Genomic DNA, 25,260 nt, shown 5'->3' with positions numbered 1-25,260 from the left:
GGTGAAATGATGAATCCATTAATTATCAAGCTGGGTGGCGTATTACTGGATAGCGAAGAGGCTCTGGAACGTCTTTTTACCGCGCTGGTCAACTATCGTGAGTCCCAACAGCGTCCGTTGGTGATTGTTCACGGCGGCGGTTGCGTGGTGGATGAGCTGATGAAAGGGCTTAATTTGCCGGTGAAAAAGAAAGACGGACTGCGCGTGACGCCTGCCGATCAGATTGGCATCATTACCGGCGCGCTGGCGGGAACCGCTAACAAAACTTTGCTGGCCTGGGCGAAGAAACACCATATCGCCTCTGTTGGTCTGTTTCTGGGCGATGGCGACAGCGTAAACGTGACTCAACTCGATGAAGCGTTAGGCCACGTCGGGCTGGCGCAGCCGGGGTCGCCGAAGCTGATTAACATGCTGCTGGAAAACGGCTTCCTGCCGGTGGTCAGCTCCATTGGCGTAACAGACGACGGCCAACTGATGAACGTCAACGCCGATCAGGCGGCAACCGCGCTGGCGGCGACGCTGGGGGCCGATCTGATCCTGCTTTCCGACGTGAGCGGTATTCTGGACGGCAAAGGCCAGCGTATCGCCGAAATGACGGCGTCCAAAGCCGAGCAGCTTATCGACCAGGGCATTATTACCGACGGGATGATTGTGAAAGTGAATGCGGCTCTCGATGCTGCGCGGGCGCTGGGTCGCCCGGTGGATATCGCTTCCTGGCGTCATGCGGAGCAACTGCCGGCGCTGTTTAACGGCACGCCGATTGGCACGCGTATTCTGGCTTAAGTATTTGTTCGCCCGATAGCGGCTGCGCCTTATCGGGCCTACGTGAACAGAAATTATAGGCCGGATAAGCGTAGCGCCATCCGGCAGTGAAATTCGAAGAATTTAAGGAAGTCTATTATGGCACTTTGGGGTGGGCGTTTTACACAGGCGGCAGACCAGCGGTTTAAACAATTCAATGATTCGTTGCGCTTCGATTACCGTCTGGCGGAGCAGGATATTGTCGGTTCTGTGGCCTGGTCCAAAGCATTGGTCACGGTAGGCGTACTGACTGCCGATGAGCAACGACAGTTGGAAGACGCGCTGAACGTGCTGCTGGAAGAGGTTCGCGCGAATCCGCAGCAAATCCTGCAAAGCGATGCGGAAGATATCCATAGCTGGGTGGAAGGTAAGCTCATCGACAAAGTGGGTCAGTTGGGTAAAAAGCTGCACACCGGGCGCAGCCGTAACGATCAGGTGGCGACGGACCTGAAACTGTGGTGCAAAGAGACGGTGAGGGAACTGCTTACCGCTAACCGCCAGCTACAGAGCGCGCTGGTGGAAACCGCGCAGGCGAACCAGGACGCGGTAATGCCGGGATATACCCATCTGCAACGCGCGCAGCCGGTGACTTTCGCCCACTGGTGTCTCGCGTATGTCGAAATGCTGGCGCGCGATGAAAGCCGCCTGCAGGACACGCTTAAACGTCTGGACGTGAGTCCGCTAGGCTGCGGCGCGTTGGCGGGAACGGCCTATGAAATTGACCGTGAACAATTGGCAGGCTGGCTGGGCTTTGCGTCTGCGACCCGCAACAGCCTGGACAGCGTGTCCGATCGTGACCACGTACTGGAACTGCTTTCTGATGCGGCTATCGGCATGGTGCATCTGTCACGCTTCGCGGAAGATCTGATTTTCTTTAATTCTGGTGAAGCGGGTTTTGTAGAGCTTTCTGACCGCGTGACTTCCGGTTCATCGTTAATGCCGCAGAAGAAAAACCCGGACGCGCTGGAGCTGATTCGCGGTAAGTGCGGTCGCGTACAAGGGGCGCTAACCGGCATGATGATGACCTTAAAAGGTCTGCCGCTGGCGTATAACAAAGATATGCAGGAAGACAAAGAAGGGCTGTTCGATGCGCTCGATACCTGGCTTGACTGCCTGCATATGGCGGCGTTGGTGCTGGACGGTATTCAGGTGAAACGCCCACGTTGTCAGGACGCGGCGCAACAGGGGTATGCCAACGCCACGGAGCTGGCGGATTACCTGGTCGCGAAAGGCGTGCCGTTCCGCGAAGCGCACCATATTGTCGGCGAAGCGGTGGTAGAAGCCATTCGCCAGGGTAAGCCGCTGGAAGCGTTGCCGCTGGCCGATTTACAGAAATTCAGCCGCGTGATTGGCGACGATGTGTATCCGATATTGTCTTTGCAGTCGTGTCTGGATAAACGGGCGGCAAAAGGCGGCGTTTCTCCGCAGCAGGTGGCGCAGGCCATCGACGATGCCAGGGCGCGCCTCGCGTTGTAGGCCTTATAAGCGTAACGCTATCAGGTAATACTGCCCGGCCGAGCATCAGCGACGCCGGGCTTTTTTACGCAAAAAAAAGCGGACCAGAGGTCCGCAAAAGTTCACGTTGGCTTTAGTTATTTCGGGTTCGAGAGATACCCTCTGAACGGGCGGTGTCTTCAAGGGTTAAACGAGAAACCGCTCCGTTCTGTGATGTATTATTAATCAGAAAGGTTGATAGGGATAATCGTTCGTTGCTATGCTACCTATCGCCATGAACTATCGTGGCGACGGAGGATGAATAATGAATATTCGTGATCTTGAATATCTGGTGGCGTTAGCCGAACATCGCCATTTCCGGCGAGCGGCGGACTCCTGTCACGTCAGCCAGCCAACCCTTAGCGGGCAAATACGCAAGCTGGAAGATGAACTGGGCGTTATGCTGCTGGAGCGTACGAGCCGTAAAGTGCTGTTTACCCAGGCGGGCTTACTGCTGGTGGATCAGGCGCGTACCGTACTGCGTGAGGTCAAGGTGCTCAAGGAGATGGCAAGCCAACAAGGCGAGACGATGTCCGGCCCGCTGCATATTGGTTTAATCCCAACGATTGGTCCCTATTTGCTGCCGCTTATCATTCCAATGTTGCACCAGACTTTCCCGAAGCTGGAAATGTATCTGCATGAGGCGCAAACGCATCAGCTGTTAGCGCAACTCGATAGCGGCAAGCTTGACTGCGCTATTCTGGCGCTGGTGAAAGAGAGCGAGGCGTTTATCGAAGTGCCGCTGTTTGATGAGCCCATGATGCTGGCTATTTATGAGGATCATCCGTGGGCGAATCGCGATCGCGTGCCGATGTCCGATCTGGCGGGCGAGAAATTGCTGATGCTGGAAGATGGCCACTGTCTGCGCGATCAGGCGATGGGGTTCTGTTTTGAAGCGGGAGCGGATGAAGATACCCATTTCCGGGCGACCAGTCTGGAAACGCTGCGCAACATGGTAGCGGCGGGCAGTGGTATTACACTACTTCCCGCGCTGGCCGTACCGCAGGAGCGTAAGCGCGACGGCGTGGTTTATCTGCCATGTATTAAGCCGGAGCCGCGTCGTACCGTGGGGCTGGTTTATCGCCCGGGATCGCCGCTGCGTAGCCGTTATGAGCAACTGGCAGAGGCCATCCGTGGCGCAATGGATGGCCATTTCGACAAGGCGTTAAAACAGGCGGTTTAAGCCGTTCAACGCCGCAACCCGATAAGCTTCCGCCATGGTTGGGTAGTTAAAGGTGGTGTTAACGAAGTATTCGATAGTGTTACCGCCACCTTTCTGCTCCATGATCGCCTGGCCGATATGAATAATTTCGGCGGCGCGTTCGCCAAAGCAGTGAATCCCCAGAATTTCTTTGGTTTCGCGGTGGAAGAGAATTTTTAGCGTGCCGACGTTCATGCCGACGATTTGTGCTCGCGCCAGATGCTTAAACTGCGCGCGGCCCACTTCGTAAGGCATTTTCATTGCCGTTAACTGCTGCTCGGTTTTGCCGACAGAACTGATTTCCGGAATGGTATAAATCCCGGTGGGGATATCTTCGATAAGATGCGCGGTCGCTTCGCCTTTCACCAGCGCCTGCGCTGCAATACGCCCCTGATCGTAGGCGGCGGAGGCCAGACTGGGATAGCCAATCACGTCGCCCACCGCATAGACGTGCGGCAGGGCGGTCTGGTACATACTGTTGACTTTGAGCTGTCCACGGCTGTCTGTTTCCAGACCGATATTTTCCAGCGCCAGCGAATCGGTGTTACCGGTACGGCCATTAGCATAGAGCAGGCAGTCAGCCTTCAGTTTTTTGCCGGATTTCAGGTGCATGATGACGCCATCATCGCAGCCTTCGATTTTCTCATACTCTTCATTGTGGCGAATAACCACGCCGCTATTCCAGAAATGGTAAGAGAGAGAGTCGGACATCTCCTGATCGAGAAAGGCCAGCAGGCGATCGCGGGTGTTGATCAGATCCACTTTCACATCCATACCGCGGAAGATGGACGCATATTCGCAGCCGATAACGCCGGCACCGTAAATAATAACGTGGCGCGGCTCATGGTGGAGACTCAGGATTGAGTCGCTGTCATAAATGCGCGGATGCGAGAAATCCACATCACTGGGATGGTAAGGACGCGAACCACAGGCAATAACAAATTTTTCTGCCGTCAGGGTTTCAACCGTGCCGTCATGGCATTCCAGCGCCAGGGTATGTTCGTCAATAAAATGGGCGTTGCCCTGCAATATTTCACAGTGGTTACGCTCATAAAACCCCTGACGCATACGCGTTTGTTGATTAATCACGTTATCGGCATGATTAAGGATGTCGGCGAAAGAAGAACGAAGGAGACGGGAGTGGTCGCTATAGAGCGGGTTTTGATTAAATTCAATAATGCGGCTGACGGCGTGGCGAAGGGCTTTGGATGGGATGGTGCCCCAGTGGGTACATCCGCCGCCAACGTTATGATAACGCTCAATCACCGCGACGCGTGCTCCTTGCTTAACCAGACCCATTGCAGCGCCTTCACCGCCGGGGCCTGACCCTATGACGACTGCATCATAATCCCAGGAATGTGGCATGGTATTACTCACCTGTTTTTATACATAAAATAAACACGATGATAACATTTGCCCAGCTTTAACCCAATTATCGTTGTGCTTTTTTGCGAAGCCGGAGCACAAACTGTCTGTAAACAATCATTCACAATCCAGTGTGAACCCGTTACTTTTATTCTCTGGTATAGTGCCGAATAAGGCATATGGAAGGATTCAGACATTGTGATGGGTGTTAGAGCGCAACAAAAAGAAAAAACCCGGCGTTCGCTGGTGGAAGCCGCATTCAGCCAACTGAGCGCTGAGCGGAGTTTTGCCAGCCTGAGTTTGCGTGAGGTGGCGCGTGAAGCGGGCATTGCGCCAACGTCGTTTTACCGTCATTTTCGCGATGTCGATGAACTCGGTCTGACGATGGTGGATGAAAGCGGTCTGATGCTGCGTCAGTTGATGCGTCAGGCGCGACAGCGCATCGCGAAAGGCGGCAGCGTCATTCGCACGTCGGTCTCCACATTTATGGAGTTTATCGGCAACAACCCCAACGCCTTCCGTCTGTTGTTGCGCGAGCGTTCCGGCACTTCAGCGGCGTTTCGTGCCGCCGTCGCGCGGGAGATTCAGCATTTTATTGCGGAACTTGCCGACTATCTGGAACTCGAAAACCATATGCCGCGCGCGTTTACTGAAGCCCAGGCCGAAGCGATGGTGACTATTGTCTTTAGCGCGGGCGCAGAGGCGTTGGACATCGGCGCTGAACAGCGTCGGCAATTAGAAGAGCGGCTGGTATTGCAACTGCGCATGATTGCGAAAGGGGCGTATTACTGGTATCGCCGTGAGCAAGAGAAAATAGCACATCATTCCGAATAACGTGAAGGACGAGTAATGAAACAGTCAGGTCAAGATAAAGGTACGCTGTTGCTGGCGCTCATCGCTGGCTTATCGATTAACGGCACATTCGCGGCGCTGTTTAGCGCTATTGTGCCGTTCTCCGTATTCCCGGTTATCTCGCTGGTGCTGACGGTATATTGCCTGCATCAGCGCTACCAAAATCGTACTATGCCGGTAGGTTTGCCGGGGTTGGCCGCCGCTTGTTTCATTCTTGGCGTTTTACTGTATAGCACCGTCGTGCGTGCAGAATATCCGGATATTGGCTCTAATTTCTTCCCGGCGGTGCTGTCGGTGATTCTGGTATTCTGGATTGGCTTTAAGCTGCGTAACCGCAAGCAGGACACCGCAGAGTAGTGTGCGAAGGCCGGATGGCGGTATAACCGGCCATCCGACGTACATTTTACCTTGCGGTAAGTAATACCCCGCATTCCATATGATGCGTATACGGGAACTGATCGAATAGCGCCAGGCGAGACACCGTGTGCGTCTGGCTTAACGTTTCCAGGTTTTTGCACAACGTTTCCGGATTGCAGGAAATGTACAGAATACGTGGATAAGCCTGCACCATTTTTTCCGTTTCGCTGTCCAGACCGCTGCGCGGCGGATCGACAAAAATGGTTTCGCACTGATAGCGCTTCAGGTCGATCCCCTGCAGGCGGTTAAACTCACGAACGCCATTCATCGCCTGGGTAAACTCTTCCGCCGCCATGCGAATAATTTGCACATTATCAATATGATTAGCGGCAATATTGTACTGTGCGGCAGCGACGGACGGTTTGGCGATTTCGGTTGCCAGCACGCGGTTAAAATTGCGCGCCAGCGCTAAAGAAAAATTGCCGTTGCCGCAATACAACTCAAGCAGATCGCCTTTTGAGTCTTTCGTCACCTCCAGCGCCCACTCTAACATCTGAATATTCATGGCGGCGTTTGGCTGCGTAAAGCTGTTTTCGACCTGGCGGTAGATCATCTCTTTACCTGCCACAGGCAGACGCTCATCAATATAATCCTGATCCAATTCGATTTTAGTTTTAGTGGCCCGGCCAATCAGGTGTACGTTCAGACCTTGCGCGCGTAAAGCATCGCGTAACGCAGTGGCGGCTTTACGCCACTCTTCGTCCAGCTTCTTATGGTACAGCAACGACACTACCGCCTGGTTGCTCAAGGTCGTGAGATAATCGATCTGGAACAGCTTATGCCGCAGTGCATGATTATCGCGCACGCCGGCAATCATCGCCTTCATTAAGGTATTAATCAGTTGGCTGGCCGCCGGGAAGGTGTCAACGCGAATCCGGCTTTTGGTCTGCTGATCAAACATAATGTGGTACAGGTCATCGCCGTCATGCCACAGGCGAAATTCCGCACGCATACGATAGTGACTGACCGGCGAGCGAAATACTTCCGGAACCAGGCCAGAAAACGGCGCCATCATACTCTGCAAGCGCGCCACTTTTTCGGCCAGCTGCGCCTCATACTGTTCTGTCGGAAGATGTTCGGGGGTCATATCGCATCCTGAATAATAAAAGTACGCGGGGATTGTAGGGATTGCTCAGTGGATGTCCAGCTATTGATGATTTCTGATTTGTGATGCGCGGTCTGGACAGGGTGTTGTGACAGACGGTAGCATCCGTGGGCCGGTCCTGTGAGTTAATAGGGAATCCAGTGAAAATCTGGAGCTGACGCGCAGCGGTAAGGAAAGGTGAGATGAGAGCGTAAGCAGACACTGCCTCCGGCGGGAAGTCATCATTTCTGCTATCCAGCCAACGGATAACCCTCCAAGCCCGAAGACCTGCCGGCTAACGTCGCATCTGGTTTTTCATCATCGCGTACTATCGATGAAGCCTGCGGCATCCTTCTTATATTGTGGATGCTTTACAATGATTAAAAAAGCTACGCTGCTGACGGCGTTCTCCGTCACGGCCTTTTCCGCTTGGGCGCAGGACACTAGCCCGGATACCCTGGTTGTCACCGCCAACCGTTTTCAGCAGCCGCGCAGCGCGGTTCTGGCGCCCGTTACCATCGTGACGCGTCAGGATATTGAACGCTGGCAATCGACCTCCGTAAATGATGTTCTGCGCCGTTTGCCTGGCGTCGATATTGCGCAGAGCGGCGGCGCCGGACAAAACTCCTCCATTTTCATTCGCGGCACCAACTCCAGCCATGTACTGGTATTGATTGACGGCGTGCGTCTGAATTTAGCAGGCGTGAGCGGGTCCGCCGATCTCAGCCAGTTCCCGGTATCGCTGGTACAGCGCATTGAATATATTCGCGGTCCGCGCTCCGCTATTTATGGTTCCGATGCTATCGGCGGCGTAGTGAATATCATTACGACGCGCGATAACCCAGGCACAGAATTAACCGCTGGATGGGGAAGCAATAGCTACCAGAATTACGACATCTCGACGCAACAGCAACTTGGCGAAAACACGCGGGCGACGTTGATCGGCGATTACGAATACACCAAAGGGTTTGACGTGGTAGCGAAAGGCGGTACCGGGATGCAGGCGCAGCCTGACCGGGACGGCTTTTTGAGTAAAACGCTCTATGGCGCGTTAGAGCATACCTTTTCTGATCGCTGGAGCGGATTCGTGCGTGGTTATGGCTACGATAACCGTACCGATTACGACGCCTATTACTCGCCGGGCTCGCCGCTGATTGATACACGCAAACTTTATAGCCAAAGCTGGGACGCCGGGCTGCGCTTTAATGGCGAACGTATTCAGTCTCAGCTGGTTTCAAGCTATAGCCACAGTAAAGATTACAACTATGATCCGCACTATGGCCGGTATGATACCTCCGCCACGCTGGATGAGATGAAACAGTACAATGTTCAATGGACCAACAGTGTGGTCGTGGGGCACGGTAATGTTGGGGCGGGCGTAGACTGGCAGAAACAGACTACCACGCCAGGTACCGGCTATGTGCCCGAGGGATATGACCAGCGTAATACCGGGGTTTACCTGACAGGATTACAACAGTTGGGTGACTTCACTCTGGAAGCGGCGGCGCGCAGTGATGACAACTCCCAGTTTGGTCGTCACGGTACATGGCAAACCAGCGCGGGATGGGAGTTTATAGAAGGTTATCGCTTTATTGCCTCCTACGGAACCTCCTACAAAGCGCCTAATTTAGGCCAACTGTATGGTTATTACGGTAATCCGAACCTGAATCCTGAAAAGAGTAAACAGTGGGAAGGCGCATTTGAAGGGCTAACCGCTGGCGTCAGCTGGCGTATTTCAGGTTATCGTAACGATATTAATGACATGATCGATTATGACGATCATCTGCAAAAATATTACAACGAAGGTAAGGCGCGCATTAAAGGTATTGAGGCGACGGCGAATTTCGATACCGGACCGTTAACGCATACGGTCAGTTACGATTACGTTGATGCGCGTAATGCGATTACCGATACGCCATTACCGCGGCGTTCCAAACAGATGGCAAAATATCAACTTGACTGGGACGTTTACGATTTTGACTGGGGGGTGACATATCAATACCTTGGTTCCCGCTATGATTCGGATTACTCCGCTTACCCATACCGGACAGTAAAAATGGGCGGCGTCAGTTTATGGGATCTTACGGTTGCATATCCGGTCACCTCACATCTGACAGTTCGTGGTAAAATAGCCAACCTGTTCGACAAAGATTACGAGACAGTTTATGGCTACCAAACTGCAGGACGAGAATACACCTTGTCTGGCAGCTACACCTTCTGAACCACGTCCCACCGTGCTGGTATTTGATTCCGGCGTCGGTGGATTGTCGGTCTATGATGAGATTCGGCGGCTCCTGCCGGATCTCCACTATATATATGCTTTCGATAACGTGGCTTTCCCCTACGGGGAAAAGAGTGAAACGTTTATCGTCGAGCGCGTTGTCGAGATTGTGACTGCGGTACAGCAGCGCTATCCCCTTTCACTGGCGGTGATTGCCTGTAATACCGCCAGTACGGTCTCACTTCCCGCATTACGTGAAAAGTTTGCCTTCCCGGTGGTGGGCGTTGTGCCTGCGATTAAACCAGCGGCGCGGCTGACCGCCAATGGCGTCGTCGGGCTACTGGCGACGAGAGCCACGGTCAAACGTCCTTATACTCACGAGCTGATTGCGCGCTTCGCTAATGAATGTCAGATAGCCATGTTGGGGTCGGCAGAACTGGTGGAACTGGCGGAAGCTAAACTACATGGCGACTCGGTATCGCTGGAAGAGCTGCGCCGTATATTACGCCCATGGCTACGAATGCCGGAGCCGCCTGACACGGTCGTTCTGGGGTGTACGCATTTCCCTCTATTACGGGATGAGCTTTTGCAAGTCCTGCCCGAAGGGACGCGGTTAGTGGATTCCGGCGCGGCGATAGCGCGTCGTACAGCCTGGCTGTTGGAACATGAAGCGCCGGATGCGAAATCAACCGATGCCAATATTGCTTATTGCATGGCAATGACGCCAGGAGCTGAACAATTATTACCCGTTTTACAGCGTTATGGCTTTGAAACGCTCGAAAAACTGCCGGTTTAATGGCGTTTTGGGTAAATACCAGGCACTTGAGAAATTATTTTAAATTTCCTCTTGTCAGGCAGAAATAACTCCCTATAATGCGCCACCACTGACACGGAACAACGGCACACAGGCCGCCGGGTCAGCGGGGTTCGGACCAGAACCTCACGGAGAAAAGCGAAAATAAACGCTTGACTCTGAAGCGGGAAAGCGTAATATGCACACCCCGCGCCGCTGAGAAAAAGCGAAGCGGCACTGCTCTTTAACAATTTATCAGACAATCTGTGTGGGCACTCGAAGATACGGATTCTTGACGTCCTCGGACGAAAAATGAATACCAAGTCTCAAGAGTGAACACGTAATTCATTACGAAGTTTAATTCTTTGAGCATCAAACTTTTAAATTGAAGAGTTTGATCATGGCTCAGATTGAACGCTGGCGGCAGGCCTAACACATGCAAGTCGAACGGTAACAGGAAGCAGCTTGCTGCTTCGCTGACGAGTGGCGGACGGGTGAGTAATGTCTGGGAAACTGCCTGATGGAGGGGGATAACTACTGGAAACGGTGGCTAATACCGCATAACGTCGCAAGACCAAAGAGGGGGACCTTCGGGCCTCTTGCCATCAGATGTGCCCAGATGGGATTAGCTAGTTGGTGAGGTAACGGCTCACCAAGGCGACGATCCCTAGCTGGTCTGAGAGGATGACCAGCCACACTGGAACTGAGACACGGTCCAGACTCCTACGGGAGGCAGCAGTGGGGAATATTGCACAATGGGCGCAAGCCTGATGCAGCCATGCCGCGTGTATGAAGAAGGCCTTCGGGTTGTAAAGTACTTTCAGCGGGGAGGAAGGTGTTGTGGTTAATAACCACAGCAATTGACGTTACCCGCAGAAGAAGCACCGGCTAACTCCGTGCCAGCAGCCGCGGTAATACGGAGGGTGCAAGCGTTAATCGGAATTACTGGGCGTAAAGCGCACGCAGGCGGTCTGTCAAGTCGGATGTGAAATCCCCGGGCTCAACCTGGGAACTGCATTCGAAACTGGCAGGCTTGAGTCTTGTAGAGGGGGGTAGAATTCCAGGTGTAGCGGTGAAATGCGTAGAGATCTGGAGGAATACCGGTGGCGAAGGCGGCCCCCTGGACAAAGACTGACGCTCAGGTGCGAAAGCGTGGGGAGCAAACAGGATTAGATACCCTGGTAGTCCACGCCGTAAACGATGTCTACTTGGAGGTTGTGCCCTTGAGGCGTGGCTTCCGGAGCTAACGCGTTAAGTAGACCGCCTGGGGAGTACGGCCGCAAGGTTAAAACTCAAATGAATTGACGGGGGCCCGCACAAGCGGTGGAGCATGTGGTTTAATTCGATGCAACGCGAAGAACCTTACCTGGTCTTGACATCCACAGAACTTTCCAGAGATGGATTGGTGCCTTCGGGAACTGTGAGACAGGTGCTGCATGGCTGTCGTCAGCTCGTGTTGTGAAATGTTGGGTTAAGTCCCGCAACGAGCGCAACCCTTATCCTTTGTTGCCAGCGATTAGGTCGGGAACTCAAAGGAGACTGCCAGTGATAAACTGGAGGAAGGTGGGGATGACGTCAAGTCATCATGGCCCTTACGACCAGGGCTACACACGTGCTACAATGGCGCATACAAAGAGAAGCGACCTCGCGAGAGCAAGCGGACCTCATAAAGTGCGTCGTAGTCCGGATTGGAGTCTGCAACTCGACTCCATGAAGTCGGAATCGCTAGTAATCGTGGATCAGAATGCCACGGTGAATACGTTCCCGGGCCTTGTACACACCGCCCGTCACACCATGGGAGTGGGTTGCAAAAGAAGTAGGTAGCTTAACCTTCGGGAGGGCGCTTACCACTTTGTGATTCATGACTGGGGTGAAGTCGTAACAAGGTAACCGTAGGGGAACCTGCGGTTGGATCACCTCCTTACCTGAAAGAAGCGTACTTTGAAGTGCTCACACAGATTGTCTGATGAAAAACGAGCAGTAAAACCTCTACAGGCTTGTAGCTCAGGTGGTTAGAGCGCACCCCTGATAAGGGTGAGGTCGGTGGTTCAAGTCCACTCAGGCCTACCAGATTCGCTCCCGTGCTTTGTTGTGGCAAAGCTCGCATACTTCAGTATGCTTCGCTTCACCACGCCGCGCCCGGAAACGAATCAAAGGTAAGAGGTTCTGACTACACGATGGGGCTATAGCTCAGCTGGGAGAGCGCCTGCTTTGCACGCAGGAGGTCTGCGGTTCGATCCCGCATAGCTCCACCATCTCGTGAGTATTTACGAAAAAATACTTCAGAGTGTACCTGAAAGGGTTCACTGCGAAGTTTTGCTCTTTAAAAATCTGGATCAAGCTGAAAATTGAAACACAGAACAACGAAAGTTGTTCGTGAGTCTCTCAAATTTTCGCAACACGATGATGAATCGCGAGAAACATCTTCGGGTTGTGAGGTTAAGCGACTAAGCGTACACGGTGGATGCCCTGGCAGTCAGAGGCGATGAAGGGCGTGCTAATCTGCGATAAGCGCCGGTAAGGTGATATGAACCGTTATAACCGGCGATACCCGAATGGGGAAACCCAGTGTGACTCGTCACACTATCATTAACTGAATCCATAGGTTAATGAGGCGAACCGGGGGAACTGAAACATCTAAGTACCCCGAGGAAAAGAAATCAACCGAGATTCCCCCAGTAGCGGCGAGCGAACGGGGAGTAGCCCAGAGCCTGAATCAGCATGTGTGTTAGTGGAAGCGTCTGGAAAGGCGCGCGATACAGGGTGACAGCCCCGTACACAAAAGCGCATGTGCTGTGAGCTCGATGAGTAGGGCGGGACACGTGGTATCCTGTCTGAATATGGGGGGACCATCCTCCAAGGCTAAATACTCCTGACTGACCGATAGTGAACCAGTACCGTGAGGGAAAGGCGAAAAGAACCCCGGCGAGGGGAGTGAAAAAGAACCTGAAACCGTGTACGTACAAGCAGTGGGAGCACAGGTTTACCTGTGTGACTGCGTACCTTTTGTATAATGGGTCAGCGACTTATATTCTGTAGCAAGGTTAACCGTATAGGGGAGCCGTAGGGAAACCGAGTCTTAACCGGGCGTTAAGTTGCAGGGTATAGACCCGAAACCCGGTGATCTAGCCATGGGCAGGTTGAAGGTTGGGTAACACTAACTGGAGGACCGAACCGACTAATGTTGAAAAATTAGCGGATGACCTGTGGCTGGGGGTGAAAGGCCAATCAAACCGGGAGATAGCTGGTTCTCCCCGAAAGCTATTTAGGTAGCGCCTCGTGAATTCATCTCCGGGGGTAGAGCACTGTTTCGGCTAGGGGGCCATCCCGGCTTACCAACCCGATGCAAACTGCGAATACCGGAGAATGTTATCACGGGAGACACACGGCGGGTGCTAACGTCCGTCGTGAAGAGGGAAACAACCCAGACCGCCAGCTAAGGTCCCAAAGTCATGGTTAAGTGGGAAACGATGTGGGAAGGCCCAGACAGCCAGGATGTTGGCTTAGAAGCAGCCATCATTTAAAGAAAGCGTAATAGCTCACTGGTCGAGTCGGCCTGCGCGGAAGATGTAACGGGGCTAAACCATGCACCGAAGCTGCGGCAGCGACGCTGATGCGTTGTTGGGTAGGGGAGCGTTCTGTAAGCCTGCGAAGGTGGCCTGTGAGGGTTGCTGGAGGTATCAGAAGTGCGAATGCTGACATAAGTAACGATAAAGCGGGTGAAAAGCCCGCTCGCCGGAAGACCAAGGGTTCCTGTCCAACGTTAATCGGGGCAGGGTGAGTCGACCCCTAAGGCGAGGCCGAAAGGCGTAGTCGATGGGAAACGGGTTAATATTCCCGTACTTGGTGTTACTGCGAAGGGGGGACGGAGAAGGCTATGTTGGCCGGGCGACGGTTGTCCCGGTTTAAGCGTGTAGGTGTGTGTTCCAGGTAAATCCGGTTCACTTTAACACTGAGGCGTGATGACGAGGCACTACGGTGCTGAAGCAACAAATGCCCTGCTTCCAGGAAAAGCCTCTAAGCATCAGGTAACATCAAATCGTACCCCAAACCGACACAGGTGGTCAGGTAGAGAATACCAAGGCGCTTGAGAGAACTCGGGTGAAGGAACTAGGCAAAATGGTGCCGTAACTTCGGGAGAAGGCACGCTGACACGTAGGTGAAGTGATTTACTCATGGAGCTGAAGTCAGTCGAAGATACCAGCTGGCTGCAACTGTTTATTAAAAACACAGCACTGTGCAAACACGAAAGTGGACGTATACGGTGTGACGCCTGCCCGGTGCCGGAAGGTTAATTGATGGGGTCAGCGCAAGCGAAGCTCCTGATCGAAGCCCCGGTAAACGGCGGCCGTAACTATAACGGTCCTAAGGTAGCGAAATTCCTTGTCGGGTAAGTTCCGACCTGCACGAATGGCGTAATGATGGCCAGGCTGTCTCCACCCGAGACTCAGTGAAATTGAACTCGCTGTGAAGATGCAGTGTACCCGCGGCAAGACGGAAAGACCCCGTGAACCTTTACTATAGCTTGACACTGAACATTGAGCCTTGATGTGTAGGATAGGTGGGAGGCTTTGAAGTGTGGACGCCAGTCTGCATGGAGCCGACCTTGAAATACCACCCTTTAATGTTTGATGTTCTAACGTGGACCCGTGATCCGGGTTGCGGACAGTGTCTGGTGGGTAGTTTGACTGGGGCGGTCTCCTCCTAAAGAGTAACGGAGGAGCACGAAGGTTGGCTAATCCTGGTCGGACATCAGGAGGTTAGTGCAATGGCATAAGCCAGCTTGACTGCGAGCGTGACGGCGCGAGCAGGTGCGAAAGCAGGTCATAGTGATCCGGTGGTTCTGAATGGAAGGGCCATCGCTCAACGGATAAAAGGTACTCCGGGGATAACAGGCTGATACCGCCCAAGAGTTCATATCGACGGCGGTGTTTGGCACCTCGATGTCGGCTCATCACATCCTGGGGCTGAAGTAGGTCCCAAGGGTATGGCTGTTCGCCATTTAAAGTGGTACGCGAGCTGGGTTTAGAACGTCGTGAGACAGTTCGGTCCCTATCTGCCGTGGGCGCTGGAGAACTGAGGGGGGCTGCTCCTAGTACGAGAGGACCGGAGTGGACGCATCACTGGTGTTCGGGTTGTCATGCCAATGGCACTGCCCGGTAGCTAAATGCGGAAGAGATAAGTGCTGAAAGCATCTAAGCACGAAACTTGCCCCGAGATGAGTTCTCCCTGAGACTTAAAGTCTCCTGAAGGAACGTTGAAGACGACGACGTTGATAGGCCGGGTGTGTAAGCGCAGCGATGCGTTGAGCTAACCGGTACTAATGAACCGTGAGGCTTAACCTTACAACGCCGAAGATGTTTTGGCGGATGAGAGATGATTTTCAGCACTGATTCCGGATTTTCGGGAACGAAAGATTTTACGCTGAGGCAAGGCGGCAAATGAAGGAAAGGAAGGAGCATACAGAAGTATGTGACTGACTTTGCGAATGCAGCCAACGCAGCATCGGTGTAAAAGATTCGTTTCCGGTAACAGAATTTGCCTGGCGGCACTAGCGCGGTGGTCCCACCTGACCCCATGCCGAACTCAGAAGTGAAACGCCGTAGCGCCGATGGTAGTGTGGGGTCTCCCCATGCGAGAGTAGGGAACTGCCAGGCATCAAATAAAACGAAGGGCCCTGTCGGAAGACAGGGCCTTTTGTTTTTGTCTGTTTCTGCCGGATGGCGGCTCCGCCTTATCCGGCCTACAGGGACGCGCCGATCTACCCTCAATATAACCACAAGCCTTCCCAACACAGATACGGTAAACTATTGCCGATTGAGTATCAGGAAAGCAGCCATGACCCACTCCCTAAAACCCTGGAATACCTTCGGCATTGATCATTGTGCAAAGCACATCGTATGCGCTGAAAACGAACAACAACTACTGAGCGCCTGGCAGCAAGCAACTCGTGAGGGACTGCCGGTTATGATCCTGGGTGAAGGAAGCAATGTCCTGTTTCTGGAAAATTATGCCGGCACCGTGATCCTTAACCGCCTGAAAGGCATTGAGGTCAATGAAACCGCGGACGCCTGGCACCTACACGTCGGCGCAGGCGAAAACTGGCATCAGCTGGTTCGCTACGCGCTGGACAACAACATGCCCGGCCTGGAGAATCTGGCGCTCATCCCTGGCTGCGTTGGTTCCTCGCCTATACAGAATATTGGCGCGTATGGCGTAGAACTACAGCGCGTCTGCGACTACGTTGACTGCGTTGAACTGGAAACGGGAAAACGTCTGCGTTTGTCCGCGGCGGAATGCCGTTTCGGCTATCGTGACAGCATCTTCAAAAATGAATATCAGGATCGCGTTGCGATCGTCGCGGTGGGTCTGCGTTTGTCAAAGCAATGGCAGCCGGTGTTGACCTATGGCGATCTTACTTGTCTGGACCCGAAAACGGTCACCGCGCAACAGGTGTTTGATGCTGTATGCCATATGCGCACCACAAAATTGCCGGACCCTAAAGTGAATGGCAATGCGGGCAGCTTTTTTAAAAATCCCGTTGTCGCAGCCGATATCGCCATGGAACTACTGGAACGATTCCCCAACGTGCCGCATTACCCTCAGGCAGACGGCTCAGTGAAGCTGGCGGCAGGCTGGCTGATAGATCAATGTCAGTTGAAAGGCGTCACCATTGGCGGCGCTGCGGTGCATCGCCAACAGGCGCTGGTATTGATTAATGCGAATGATGCGACAAGTAAAGATGTGGTGGCGCTGGCGCATCATGTCCGGCAAAAAGTGGGTGAAAAATTTAATGTCTGGCTGGAGCCTGAGGTTCGCTTTATTGGTCAGTTCGGAGAGGTGAACGCTGTGGAGAGCATTGCATGAAAGATACTACCGTTCCCCTGACGCTGATCTCACTACTTGCCGACGGAGAGTTTCACTCAGGCGAGCAGTTGGGTGAACGGCTGGGAATGAGCCGCGCGGCGATTAATAAACATATCCAGACATTACGCGACTGGGGAGTAGATGTATTTACCGTTCCCGGGAAAGGATATAGCTTACCGGAACCCATCCAGTTACTGGATGCTGACCGTATACATAGCCAACTGGATAGCGGAAACGTGGCGGTATTGCCCGTTATCGATTCAACCAATCAGTATTTACTTGATCGAATTGGCGAGCTGCGTTCAGGCGATGCCTGTGTAGCAGAATACCAACAGGCGGGGCGTGGTCGTCGCGGGCGTAAATGGTTCTCACCGTTTGGTGCGAATCTATATCTTTCAATGTACTGGCGTCTGGAGCAGGGGCCTGCGGCGGCAATAGGCTTGAGTCTGGTCATTGGAATTGTGATGGCGGAAGTGCTGCGTGAACTGGGCGCAGATAAAGTTCGCGTGAAGTGGCCTAACGACCTCTACCTGCTGGACCGCAAACTGGCGGGTATTCTGGTTGAGTTAACCGGTAAAACGGGCGATGCCGCACAAATAGTGATTGGCGCTGGTATTAACATGGCAATGCGTCGCGTAGAAGAGGACGTGATAAATCAGGGATGGATCACGTTGCAGGAGGCCGGAATTACGCTCGACCGCAATATGCTGGCCGCAAAGCTGATTTATAAGCTACGTGCTGCGCTTGAGCTTTTTGAGCAAGAAGGTCTTTCTCCTTATCTTTCGCGCTGGAAAAAACTGGATAATTTTATTGATCGTCCGGTAAAACTAATTATTGGCGACAAAGAAATATTTGGTATTTCTCGCGGCATTGATACTCAGGGTGCATTATTGCTTGAACAGGATGGCGTGATTAAACCCTGGATGGGGGGGGAAATATCGCTGCGAAGCGCCGAATAGTAAAAAAGGGGAGTCGGTACTCCCCTTTTTTCTGTTATTTCCGCAATCTTACCTGTTCCACCGCATGGTTAGCGCTCTTGGTCATAATAAGGCTGGCACGTTCTCGTGTAGGTAAGATATTTTGTTTTAAATTCAACCAGTTAATTTCTTTCCAAAGCGAAGCTGCTGTATTAACAGCTTCTTCTTTAGATAATTTCGCATAATTGTGGAAATAAGAGTCAGGATCGGTAAACGCCCCTTCGCGGAATTTCAGGAAGCGATTGATATACCATGTCTGAAGAAGTTCTTCTGGCGCATCCACGTAAATAGAGAAATCAACGAAATCAGAGACAAATACATGATGCGGATCGTGAGGATAATCCATACCGCTTTGTAAAACATTCAAACCTTCAAGAATCAATATATCAGGCTGAGCGACGGTTTTATCCCCTTCAGGAATAACATCGTAAATCAAATGAGAATAGACTGGCGCCGTCACGTTCGGTACGCCCGACTTGAGGTCAGAAACGAATTTCACCAGTCGGTGCATATCATACGATTCGGGGAACCCCTTTTTCTTCATTAACCCGCGTTCTTTCAACACCTGGTTTGGGTGGAGGAAGCCGTCTGTGGTAATCAATTCAACACGGCGGTGTTCCGGCCAGCGACTCAGCAACGCTTGCAGAACGCGTGCTGTCGTGCTTTTACCCACTGCGACGCTGCCCGCGATACTGATGATGTAAGGGATTCTCTGGCCGTTAGTGCCCAGAAACTGTTCCAGGACAGCCTGACGACGCAGATTTGAACTGATATAGAAATTTAGCAAACGGGAGAGAGGTAAATATATTTCTGCAACTTCTTCCAGCGATAAATCTTCATTAATGCCTTTTAACTGCGCGATCTCATCCTCGGTCAGGGTCATCGGCACAGAATCGCGAAGCGCAGCCCACTGGCTGCGATCAAACTGTAGGTAAGGCGTCATTAACGATTGCTCTTTTATACTCATAAGCATGTTTCTGGCTGCTATTGCTACATCAGTTCAGCGATGAACGAGGGCCATCCCTGACATGCAACGGCACGTCACATTTAAGTTAATTTGGACAATGGGCAGGAGGGTAACACCAGATGGGGAGGAATAATAAGAAAAAATCTCGCTGTGAAAGCTATCCCTGAGAAGCAATGTGACGAATATACCAGATACAGAAGATTGCTTTCTATCGACGGAGCGTTGAAATGCCGCGTCGTATCCTGGTCAGACGGTCAGTAAAATGCCGAAAATTTATGCTCTCTTGTTTGAAATTAGAGCATTTTTGTCTCTTATAGCGCAAAATGTGAGCGATAGAACATTTTATGCAATTTTTTAGTTGCATGAGCACGCAGGTCTCCATAGAATGCGCGCTACTTGATGCCGACTTAGCTCAGTAGGTAGAGCAACTGACTTGTAATCAGTAGGTCACCAGTTCGATTCCGGTAGTCGGCACCATCAAGTCCGGTGGGGTTCCCGAGCGGCCAAAGGGAGCAGACTGTAAATCTGCCGTCACAGACTTCGAAGGTTCGAATCCTTCCCCCACCACCATTTTCGGCCGCGCGATGGCGCAGCCCGAGACGATAAGTTCGCTTACCGGCTCGAATAAAGAGAGTTTCTCTCGATATTCAGTGCAGAATGAAAATCAGGTAGCCGAGTTCCAGGATGCGGGCATCGTATAATGGCTATTACCTCAGCCTTCCAAGCTGATGATGCGGGTTCGATTCCCGCTGCCCGCTCCAAGATGTGCTGATATAGCTCAGTTGGTAGAGCGCACCCTTGGTAAGGGTGAGGTCGGCAGTTCGAATCTGCCTATCAGCACCACTTCTTTTCTCCTTCCTGTTTTTCTCTTCTGTTTATTAGCATTCAACAAGTCGGGCGTGTTGCCTGGTTGATGTGGTGATATCACCGATTTATCCGTGTCTTAGAGGGACAATCGATGTCTAAAGAAAAGTTTGAACGTACAAAACCGCACGTTAACGTCGGTACTATCGGCCACGTTGACCATGGTAAAACAACGCTGACCGCTGCCATTACTACCGTACTGGCTAAAACCTACGGCGGTGCCGCTCGCGCATTCGACCAGATCGATAACGCGCCGGAAGAAAAAGCGCGTGGTATCACCATCAACACTTCTCACGTTGAATACGATACCCCGACCCGCCACTACGCACACGTAGACTGCCCGGGGCACGCCGACTATGTTAAAAACATGATCACCGGTGCTGCTCAGATGGACGGCGCGATCCTGGTTGTTGCTGCGACTGACGGCCCGATGCCGCAGACCCGTGAGCACATCCTGCTGGGTCGTCAGGTAGGCGTTCCGTACATCATCGTGTTCCTGAACAAATGCGACATGGTTGATGACGAAGAGCTGCTGGAACTGGTTGAAATGGAAGTTCGTGAACTTCTGTCTCAGTACGACTTCCCGGGCGACGACACGCCGATCGTTCGTGGTTCTGCTCTGAAAGCGCTGGAAGGCGACGCAGAGTGGGAAGCGAAAATCATCGAACTGGCTGGCTTCCTGGATTCTTACATTCCGGAACCAGAGCGTGCGATTGACAAGCCGTTCCTGCTGCCGATCGAAGACGTATTCTCCATCTCCGGTCGTGGTACCGTTGTTACCGGTCGTGTAGAGCGCGGTATCATCAAAGTGGGCGAAGAAGTTGAAATCGTTGGTATCAAAGAGACTCAGAAGTCTACCTGTACTGGCGTTGAAATGTTCCGCAAACTGCTGGACGAAGGCCGTGCCGGTGAGAACGTAGGTGTTCTGCTGCGTGGTATCAAACGTGAAGAAATCGAACGTGGTCAGGTACTGGCTAAGCCGGGCACCATCAAGCCGCACACCAAGTTCGAATCTGAAGTGTACATTCTGTCCAAAGATGAAGGCGGCCGTCATACTCCGTTCTTCAAAGGCTACCGTCCGCAGTTCTACTTCCGTACTACTGACGTGACTGGCACCATCGAATTGCCGGAAGGCGTAGAGATGGTAATGCCGGGCGACAACATCAAAATGGTTGTTACCCTGATCCACCCGATCGCGATGGACGACGGTCTGCGTTTCGCAATCCGTGAAGGCGGCCGTACCGTTGGCGCGGGCGTTGTTGCTAAAGTTCTCGGCTAATCGCTGATAACATTTGACGCAATGCGCAATAAAAGGGCATCATTTGATGCCCTTTTTGCACGCTTTCACACCAGAACCTGGCTCATCAGTGATTTTATTTGTCATAATCATTGCTGAGACAGGCTCTGTAGAGAGCGTATAATCCGAAAGGCGAATAAGCGTTTCGATTTGGATTGCCTCGCGATTGCGGGGTGAAAATGTTTGTAGAATACTTCTGACAGGTTGGTTTATGAGTGCGAATACCGAAGCTCAAGGGAGCGGGCGCGGCCTGGAAGCGATGAAGTGGATAGTTGTTGCCATATTGCTGATCGTCGCAATCGTCGGCAACTACCTCTATCGCGACATGATGCTGCCGCTGCGTGCGCTGGCCGTAGTAATTCTGATTGCTGCAGCGGGTGGTGTCGCGCTGTTGACGACAAAAGGTAAAGCAACCGTTGCTTTTGCCCGTGAAGCGAGAACCGAAGTCCGTAAGGTCATTTGGCCGACTCGCCAGGAAACGCTGCACACCACGCTGATCGTCGCTGCGGTTACCGCAGTTATGTCACTGATCCTGTGGGGACTGGATGGTATTCTGGTTCGCCTGGTATCCTTTATCACTGGCCTGAGGTTCTGAGATGTCTGAAGCACCTAAAAAGCGCTGGTACGTCGTTCAGGCGTTTTCCGGTTTTGAAGGCCGCGTAGCCACATCGCTGCGCGAGCATATCAAATTACACAATATGGAAGAGCTGTTTGGCGAAGTCATGGTGCCGACTGAAGAAGTCGTTGAGATCCGTGGCGGCCAGCGTCGCAAAAGCGAACGCAAATTCTTCCCGGGTTACGTTCTGGTCCAGATGGTCATGAACGACGCAAGCTGGCACCTGGTGCGTAGCGTGCCGCGTGTGATGGGCTTTATCGGCGGTACCTCTGACCGTCCGGCGCCGATCAGCGACAAAGAAGTCGATGCGATCATGAACCGCCTGCAGCAGGTTGGCGATAAGCCGCGGCCGAAAACTCTGTTTGAACCGGGTGAAATGGTTCGTGTTAACGACGGTCCGTTCGCAGACTTTAACGGCGTTGTCGAAGAAGTCGATTATGAGAAGTCTCGCCTGAAAGTGTCTGTTTCTATCTTCGGTCGTGCGACCCCGGTAGAGCTGGACTTCAGCCAGGTTGAGAAAGCGTAAGGCTGCGATCAAAAAAGCAGCGATCTAATCGTTGCATAGGGCGCGAAATTGACATACAATTTCGCGCCTTTTGTTTTTATGGGCCTTATGCCCATAAAGCGATATTTATCACGGGGAGCTTCTTTGAAGCGATACTACCCAATTCGAGGAATTTAGAATGGCTAAGAAAGTACAAGCCTACGTCAAGCTGCAGGTTGCAGCTGGTATGGCGAACCCGAGTCCGCCGGTTGGTCCAGCACTGGGTCAGCAAGGTGTGAACATCATGGAATTCTGCAAAGCGTTCAACGCAAAAACGGATTCCATCGAAAAAGGTCTGCCGATTCCGGTTGTTATTACCGTTTACGCTGACCGTTCTTTCACCTTCGTTACCAAAACGCCTCCGGCAGCTGTTCTGCTGAAAAAAGCGGCTGGTATCAAGTCTGGTTCCGGCAAGCCGAACAAAGACAAAGTAGGTAAAATTTCCCGCGCTCAGCTGCAGGAAATCGCGCAGACCAAAGCTGCCGACATGACCGGTGCCGACATTGAAGCGATGACTCGCTCCATCGAAGGTACTGCACGTTCCATGGGCCTGGTAGTGGAGGACTAAGAAATGGCTAAACTGACCAAGCGTATGCGCGTGATCCGTGAAAAAGTTGATGCGACCAAACAGTACGACATCAACGAAGCTATTGCCCTGCTGAAAGAGCTGGCCACTGCTAAATTCAACGAAAGCGTTGACGTTGCCGTTAACCTCGGCATCGATGCTCGTAAATCTGACCAGAACGTTCGTGGCGCGACTGTACTGCCGCACGGTACTGGCCGTTCTGTTCGCGTTGCCGTATTTACCCAGGGCCCGAACGCTGAAGCAGCTAAAGCTGCCGGCGCTGAGCTGGTAGGTATGGAAGATCTGGCTGACCAGATCAAGAAAGGCGAAATGAACTTCGACGTTGTTATCGCATCCCCGGATGCAATGCGCGTTGTTGGCCAGCTGGGCCAGGTTCTGGGTCCGCGCGGCCTGATGCCAAACCCGAAAGTCGGTACCGTAACGCCGAACGTTGCTGAAGCGGTTAAGAACGCTAAAGCAGGTCAGGTCCGTTACCGTAACGACAAAAACGGCATCATCCACACCACCATCGGTAAAGTGGACTTTGACGCTGACAAACTGAAAGAAAACCTGGAAGCTCTGCTGGTTGCGCTGAAAAAAGCAAAACCGAGCCAGGCGAAAGGTGTGTACATCAAGAAAGTTAGCATCTCCACCACCATGGGTGCTGGCGTTGCCGTTGATCAGGCTGGTCTGAGCGCATCTGCGAACTAAGATTAGTCTTTACGTGGGCGGTGATTTTGTCTACAATCTTACCCCCACGATTCTGTTGAAATATAACAGAGCACTATGCGAGTCATTTGAATTGCAGCAAGGCAGCAAGTGAGTGAATCGCCAGGAGCATAGTTAACTATGTGACTGGTGTGAACGAGCGCAGCTAACACAGCTGCGGTTCAAAGGACGAAGTCATAGAAAGAATTTGTTCGTTGGAGCCTGGCCTATCCAGGCCTCCGTCGAAGACCGCAGGCGTCTCGCAAGAGGCTTAATCCCCTGCGTAGACGGTGACAGAACGCTAAGATTATTTTTTATACTCTGGCTTGTTTCTGCTCACCGTATTAAGACGCTCTTCTCGTTGAGATGAGTGAAGTGAGTTCCGGAACATGAGTTCCGGCAAACATCCAGGAGCAAAGCTAATGGCTTTAAATCTTCAAGACAAACAAGCGATTGTTGCTGAAGTCAGCGAAGTAGCCAAAGGCGCGCTGTCTGCAGTAGTTGCGGATTCCCGTGGCGTAACTGTAGATAAAATGACTGAACTGCGTAAAGCAGGTCGTGAAGCTGGCGTATACATGCGTGTTGTTCGTAACACCCTGCTGCGCCGCGTCGTTGAAGGTACTCAGTTCGAGTGCCTGAAAGACACGTTTGTTGGTCCGACCCTGATTGCATACTCTATGGAACACCCGGGCGCTGCTGCTCGTCTGTTCAAAGAGTTCGCGAAAGCGAATGCAAAATTTGAGGTCAAAGCTGCAGCCTTTGAAGGTGAGCTGATCCCGGCGTCTCAGATCGACCGCCTGGCAACTCTGCCGACCTACGAAGAAGCAATTGCACGCCTGATGGCAACCATGAAAGAAGCTTCGGCTGGCAAACTGGTTCGCACACTGGCTGCTGTACGCGATGCAAAAGAAGCTGCGTAATCGCAGTTGTCTTTATCAAGCATTTGCTTACGTATAAACTTATTCTGATATTCAGGAACAATTTAAATGTCTATCACTAAAGATCAAATCATTGAAGCAGTATCCGCTATGTCCGTAATGGACGTTGTAGAACTGATTTCTGCAATGGAAGAAAAATTCGGTGTTTCCGCTGCTGCTGCTGTAGCTGTAGCTGCTGGCCCGGCTGAAGCTGCTGAAGAAAAAACTGAATTCGACGTAATTCTGAAAGCTGCTGGCGCTAACAAAGTTGCTGTTATCAAAGCAGTACGTGGCGCAACTGGCCTGGGTCTGAAAGAAGCTAAAGACCTGGTAGAATCTGCTCCGGCCGCTCTGAAAGAAGGCGTGAGCAAAGATGACGCTGAAGCACTGAAAAAATCTCTGGAAGAAGCTGGCGCTGAAGTTGAAGTTAAATAAGCCAACCCTTCCGGTTGCAGCCTGAGAAATCAGGCTGATGGCTGGTGACTTTTTAGTCACCAGCCTTTTTGCGCTGTAAGGCGCCAGTAGCGTTTCACACTGTTTGACTACTGCTGTGCCTTTCAATGCTTGTTTCTATCGACGACTTAATATACTGCGACAGAGCGTACGTTCTGTGTAAATCGCAATGAAATGGTTTAAGCGTGATAGCAACAGGCATTGCGGAAAGTATCCATTTTCCGGTCAACAAAATAGTGTTGCACAAACTGTCCCCC

At 52.3% G+C, this 25,260-nt stretch carries 20 protein-coding genes, 6 tRNA genes, 3 rRNA genes and 1 riboswitch; of the genes, 25 read left to right on the top strand and 4 right to left on the bottom strand.

Features of this window, described 5'->3' with window-relative positions; all coding sequences use genetic code 11:
* Positions 1-6: 6 nt before the first annotated feature.
* The 3 genes from argB (at position 7) to oxyR (ending at position 3,478) form a co-directional block, all read left to right on the top strand.
* Positions 7-783, top strand: a complete 777-nt coding sequence (gene argB, locus EOS98_RS21725; RefSeq protein WP_126524386.1) for an acetylglutamate kinase — start codon at positions 7-9, stop codon at positions 781-783.
* Positions 784-900: 117 nt separating this feature from the next.
* The gene (gene argH / locus EOS98_RS21715; protein WP_126524385.1) at positions 901-2,277 is read left to right on the top strand and encodes an argininosuccinate lyase; all 1,377 of its coding nucleotides are present in this window, start codon (positions 901-903) and stop codon (positions 2,275-2,277) included.
* Positions 2,278-2,560: 283 nt separating this feature from the next.
* Positions 2,561-3,478, top strand: a complete 918-nt coding sequence (gene oxyR / locus EOS98_RS21705; protein ID WP_001025919.1) for a DNA-binding transcriptional regulator OxyR — start codon at positions 2,561-2,563, stop codon at positions 3,476-3,478.
* Here the strand turns inward: oxyR and sthA are convergent.
* On the bottom strand, positions 3,461-4,861 hold the full coding sequence (gene sthA, locus EOS98_RS21700) for a Si-specific NAD(P)(+) transhydrogenase (RefSeq protein ID WP_126524384.1): 1,401 nt from the start codon (positions 4,859-4,861) through the stop codon (positions 3,461-3,463). The two genes, oxyR and sthA, sit on opposite strands and share 18 nt — an antisense overlap.
* Positions 4,862-5,059: 198 nt before the next feature.
* Here sthA and fabR point away from each other — a divergent pair, with 198 nt between their 5' ends.
* Both fabR and EOS98_RS21690 read left to right on the top strand, forming a co-directional pair.
* Entirely contained in the window at positions 5,060-5,695 is a 636-nt protein-coding gene (gene fabR, locus EOS98_RS21695) for an HTH-type transcriptional repressor FabR (RefSeq protein WP_000971958.1), read from the top strand.
* Between the two features lie 15 nt (positions 5,696-5,710).
* Positions 5,711-6,070 (top strand): YijD family membrane protein, encoded by a 360-nt coding sequence (locus tag EOS98_RS21690; RefSeq protein WP_000813838.1) that lies wholly within the window; start codon positions 5,711-5,713, stop codon positions 6,068-6,070.
* A gap of 46 nt (positions 6,071-6,116) precedes the next feature.
* Here EOS98_RS21690 and trmA read toward each other — a convergent pair whose 3' ends face one another.
* Positions 6,117-7,217 carry a tRNA (uridine(54)-C5)-methyltransferase TrmA gene (trmA, locus tag EOS98_RS21685; protein ID WP_126524383.1) on the bottom strand — a complete coding sequence of 367 codons (1,101 nt, stop codon included), beginning with the start codon at positions 7,215-7,217 and terminating at the stop codon, positions 6,117-6,119.
* A 114-nt stretch (positions 7,218-7,331) separates the two neighbouring features.
* Positions 7,332-7,525, top strand: a riboswitch (cobalamin riboswitch).
* A gap of 65 nt (positions 7,526-7,590) precedes the next feature.
* On the opposite strand from trmA, the gene btuB reads away from it, so the two are divergent.
* From btuB to birA, 9 genes are all read left to right on the top strand, one after another.
* Positions 7,591-9,435: a TonB-dependent vitamin B12 receptor BtuB gene (gene btuB / locus EOS98_RS21680; protein WP_000591403.1), complete on the top strand. Its 1,845-nt coding sequence runs from the start codon at positions 7,591-7,593 to the stop codon at positions 9,433-9,435.
* The gene (murI, locus tag EOS98_RS21675; RefSeq protein WP_000201805.1) at positions 9,380-10,231 is read left to right on the top strand and encodes a glutamate racemase; all 852 of its coding nucleotides are present in this window, start codon (positions 9,380-9,382) and stop codon (positions 10,229-10,231) included. The genes btuB and murI overlap by 56 nt, the downstream gene beginning before the upstream one ends.
* Positions 10,232-10,610: 379 nt before the next feature.
* A 16S ribosomal RNA gene (locus tag EOS98_RS21670) occupies positions 10,611-12,152 on the top strand.
* Positions 12,153-12,221: 69 nt separating this feature from the next.
* Positions 12,222-12,298 (top strand) — tRNA-Ile (locus EOS98_RS21665).
* A 109-nt stretch (positions 12,299-12,407) separates the two neighbouring features.
* Positions 12,408-12,483: transfer RNA gene (locus EOS98_RS21660), tRNA-Ala, on the top strand.
* A 182-nt stretch (positions 12,484-12,665) separates the two neighbouring features.
* A 23S ribosomal RNA gene (locus tag EOS98_RS21655) occupies positions 12,666-15,573 on the top strand.
* Positions 15,574-15,769: 196 nt separating this feature from the next.
* Positions 15,770-15,885, top strand: a 5S ribosomal RNA gene (gene rrf, locus EOS98_RS21645).
* The 16S, 23S and 5S rRNA genes sit together here with 2 tRNA genes alongside, the layout of an rRNA operon.
* A 181-nt stretch (positions 15,886-16,066) precedes the next feature.
* Entirely contained in the window at positions 16,067-17,095 is a 1,029-nt protein-coding gene (gene murB / locus EOS98_RS21640) for a UDP-N-acetylmuramate dehydrogenase (RefSeq protein WP_126524382.1), read from the top strand.
* The gene (birA, locus tag EOS98_RS21635) at positions 17,092-18,054 is read left to right on the top strand and encodes a bifunctional biotin--[acetyl-CoA-carboxylase] ligase/biotin operon repressor BirA (RefSeq protein ID WP_000655746.1); all 963 of its coding nucleotides are present in this window, start codon (positions 17,092-17,094) and stop codon (positions 18,052-18,054) included. Before murB ends, birA begins: the two co-directional genes overlap by 4 nt.
* Positions 18,055-18,088: 34 nt before the next feature.
* On the opposite strand, the gene coaA is transcribed toward birA, so the two are convergent.
* Together coaA and EOS98_RS21625 are read right to left on the bottom strand one after the other, a co-directional pair.
* Entirely contained in the window at positions 18,089-19,039 is a 951-nt protein-coding gene (coaA, locus tag EOS98_RS21630; RefSeq protein ID WP_000023068.1) for a type I pantothenate kinase, read from the bottom strand.
* A 208-nt stretch (positions 19,040-19,247) separates the two neighbouring features.
* Positions 19,248-19,421, bottom strand: coding sequence for a hypothetical protein (locus EOS98_RS21625; protein WP_001541267.1), 174 nt, complete (start codon positions 19,419-19,421; stop codon positions 19,248-19,250).
* Positions 19,422-19,440: 19 nt separating this feature from the next.
* On the opposite strand from EOS98_RS21625, the gene EOS98_RS21620 reads away from it, so the two are divergent.
* The 11 genes from EOS98_RS21620 (at position 19,441) to rplL (ending at position 24,985) form a co-directional block, all read left to right on the top strand.
* Positions 19,441-19,516: transfer RNA gene (locus EOS98_RS21620), tRNA-Thr, on the top strand.
* Positions 19,517-19,524: 8 nt separating this feature from the next.
* Positions 19,525-19,609: transfer RNA gene (locus EOS98_RS21615), tRNA-Tyr, on the top strand.
* Between the two features lie 116 nt (positions 19,610-19,725).
* Positions 19,726-19,800: transfer RNA gene (locus EOS98_RS21610), tRNA-Gly, on the top strand.
* A gap of 6 nt (positions 19,801-19,806) precedes the next feature.
* Positions 19,807-19,882: transfer RNA gene (locus EOS98_RS21605), tRNA-Thr, on the top strand.
* 115 nt (positions 19,883-19,997) lie between these two features.
* Positions 19,998-21,182 (top strand): elongation factor Tu, encoded by a 1,185-nt coding sequence (gene tuf / locus EOS98_RS21600; RefSeq protein ID WP_000031748.1) that lies wholly within the window; start codon positions 19,998-20,000, stop codon positions 21,180-21,182.
* Between the two features lie 229 nt (positions 21,183-21,411).
* The gene (secE, locus tag EOS98_RS21595; RefSeq protein ID WP_001275691.1) at positions 21,412-21,795 is read left to right on the top strand and encodes a preprotein translocase subunit SecE; all 384 of its coding nucleotides are present in this window, start codon (positions 21,412-21,414) and stop codon (positions 21,793-21,795) included.
* Between the two features lies 1 nt (position 21,796).
* Positions 21,797-22,342, top strand: a complete 546-nt coding sequence (gene nusG / locus EOS98_RS21590; RefSeq protein WP_001287521.1) for a transcription termination/antitermination protein NusG — start codon at positions 21,797-21,799, stop codon at positions 22,340-22,342.
* Between the two features lie 157 nt (positions 22,343-22,499).
* Positions 22,500-22,928 (top strand): 50S ribosomal protein L11, encoded by a 429-nt coding sequence (gene rplK, locus EOS98_RS21585; protein ID WP_001085926.1) that lies wholly within the window; start codon positions 22,500-22,502, stop codon positions 22,926-22,928.
* A 3-nt stretch (positions 22,929-22,931) separates the two neighbouring features.
* Positions 22,932-23,636 carry a 50S ribosomal protein L1 gene (gene rplA / locus EOS98_RS21580; protein WP_001096676.1) on the top strand — a complete coding sequence of 235 codons (705 nt, stop codon included), beginning with the start codon at positions 22,932-22,934 and terminating at the stop codon, positions 23,634-23,636.
* 419 nt (positions 23,637-24,055) lie between these two features.
* Positions 24,056-24,553, top strand: coding sequence for a 50S ribosomal protein L10 (gene rplJ / locus EOS98_RS21575; RefSeq protein ID WP_001207203.1), 498 nt, complete (start codon positions 24,056-24,058; stop codon positions 24,551-24,553).
* A 66-nt stretch (positions 24,554-24,619) separates the two neighbouring features.
* Positions 24,620-24,985 (top strand): 50S ribosomal protein L7/L12, encoded by a 366-nt coding sequence (rplL, locus tag EOS98_RS21570; RefSeq protein ID WP_000028882.1) that lies wholly within the window; start codon positions 24,620-24,622, stop codon positions 24,983-24,985.
* The last annotated feature ends 275 nt before the right edge of the window (positions 24,986-25,260 follow it).

This window comes from Salmonella sp. SSDFZ69 (assembly GCF_004010755.1).
Lineage (GTDB): Bacteria > Pseudomonadota > Gammaproteobacteria > Enterobacterales > Enterobacteriaceae > Salmonella > Salmonella enterica.
This window is presented reverse-complemented; position numbering and strand designations above follow the sequence as displayed.

Coding starts and splice junctions, on each gene's coding strand:
- argB (WP_126524386.1), top strand. CDS start 7: ATGATGAATCCATTAATTATCAAGCTGGGTGGCGTATTACTGGATAGC.
- argH (WP_126524385.1), top strand. CDS start 901: ATGGCACTTTGGGGTGGGCGTTTTACACAGGCGGCAGACCAGCGGTTT.
- oxyR (WP_001025919.1), top strand. CDS start 2,561: ATGAATATTCGTGATCTTGAATATCTGGTGGCGTTAGCCGAACATCGC.
- sthA (WP_126524384.1), bottom strand. CDS start 4,861: ATGCCACATTCCTGGGATTATGATGCAGTCGTCATAGGGTCAGGCCCC.
- EOS98_RS21690 (WP_000813838.1), top strand. CDS start 5,711: ATGAAACAGTCAGGTCAAGATAAAGGTACGCTGTTGCTGGCGCTCATC.
- trmA (WP_126524383.1), bottom strand. CDS start 7,217: ATGACCCCCGAACATCTTCCGACAGAACAGTATGAGGCGCAGCTGGCC.
- btuB (WP_000591403.1), top strand. CDS start 7,591: ATGATTAAAAAAGCTACGCTGCTGACGGCGTTCTCCGTCACGGCCTTT.
- murI (WP_000201805.1), top strand. CDS start 9,380: ATGGCTACCAAACTGCAGGACGAGAATACACCTTGTCTGGCAGCTACA.
- murB (WP_126524382.1), top strand. CDS start 16,067: ATGACCCACTCCCTAAAACCCTGGAATACCTTCGGCATTGATCATTGT.
- birA (WP_000655746.1), top strand. CDS start 17,092: ATGAAAGATACTACCGTTCCCCTGACGCTGATCTCACTACTTGCCGAC.
- coaA (WP_000023068.1), bottom strand. CDS start 19,039: ATGAGTATAAAAGAGCAATCGTTAATGACGCCTTACCTACAGTTTGAT.
- EOS98_RS21625 (WP_001541267.1), bottom strand. CDS start 19,421: ATGGAGACCTGCGTGCTCATGCAACTAAAAAATTGCATAAAATGTTCT.
- tuf (WP_000031748.1), top strand. CDS start 19,998: ATGTCTAAAGAAAAGTTTGAACGTACAAAACCGCACGTTAACGTCGGT.
- secE (WP_001275691.1), top strand. CDS start 21,412: ATGAGTGCGAATACCGAAGCTCAAGGGAGCGGGCGCGGCCTGGAAGCG.
- nusG (WP_001287521.1), top strand. CDS start 21,797: ATGTCTGAAGCACCTAAAAAGCGCTGGTACGTCGTTCAGGCGTTTTCC.
- rplK (WP_001085926.1), top strand. CDS start 22,500: ATGGCTAAGAAAGTACAAGCCTACGTCAAGCTGCAGGTTGCAGCTGGT.
- rplA (WP_001096676.1), top strand. CDS start 22,932: ATGGCTAAACTGACCAAGCGTATGCGCGTGATCCGTGAAAAAGTTGAT.
- rplJ (WP_001207203.1), top strand. CDS start 24,056: ATGGCTTTAAATCTTCAAGACAAACAAGCGATTGTTGCTGAAGTCAGC.
- rplL (WP_000028882.1), top strand. CDS start 24,620: ATGTCTATCACTAAAGATCAAATCATTGAAGCAGTATCCGCTATGTCC.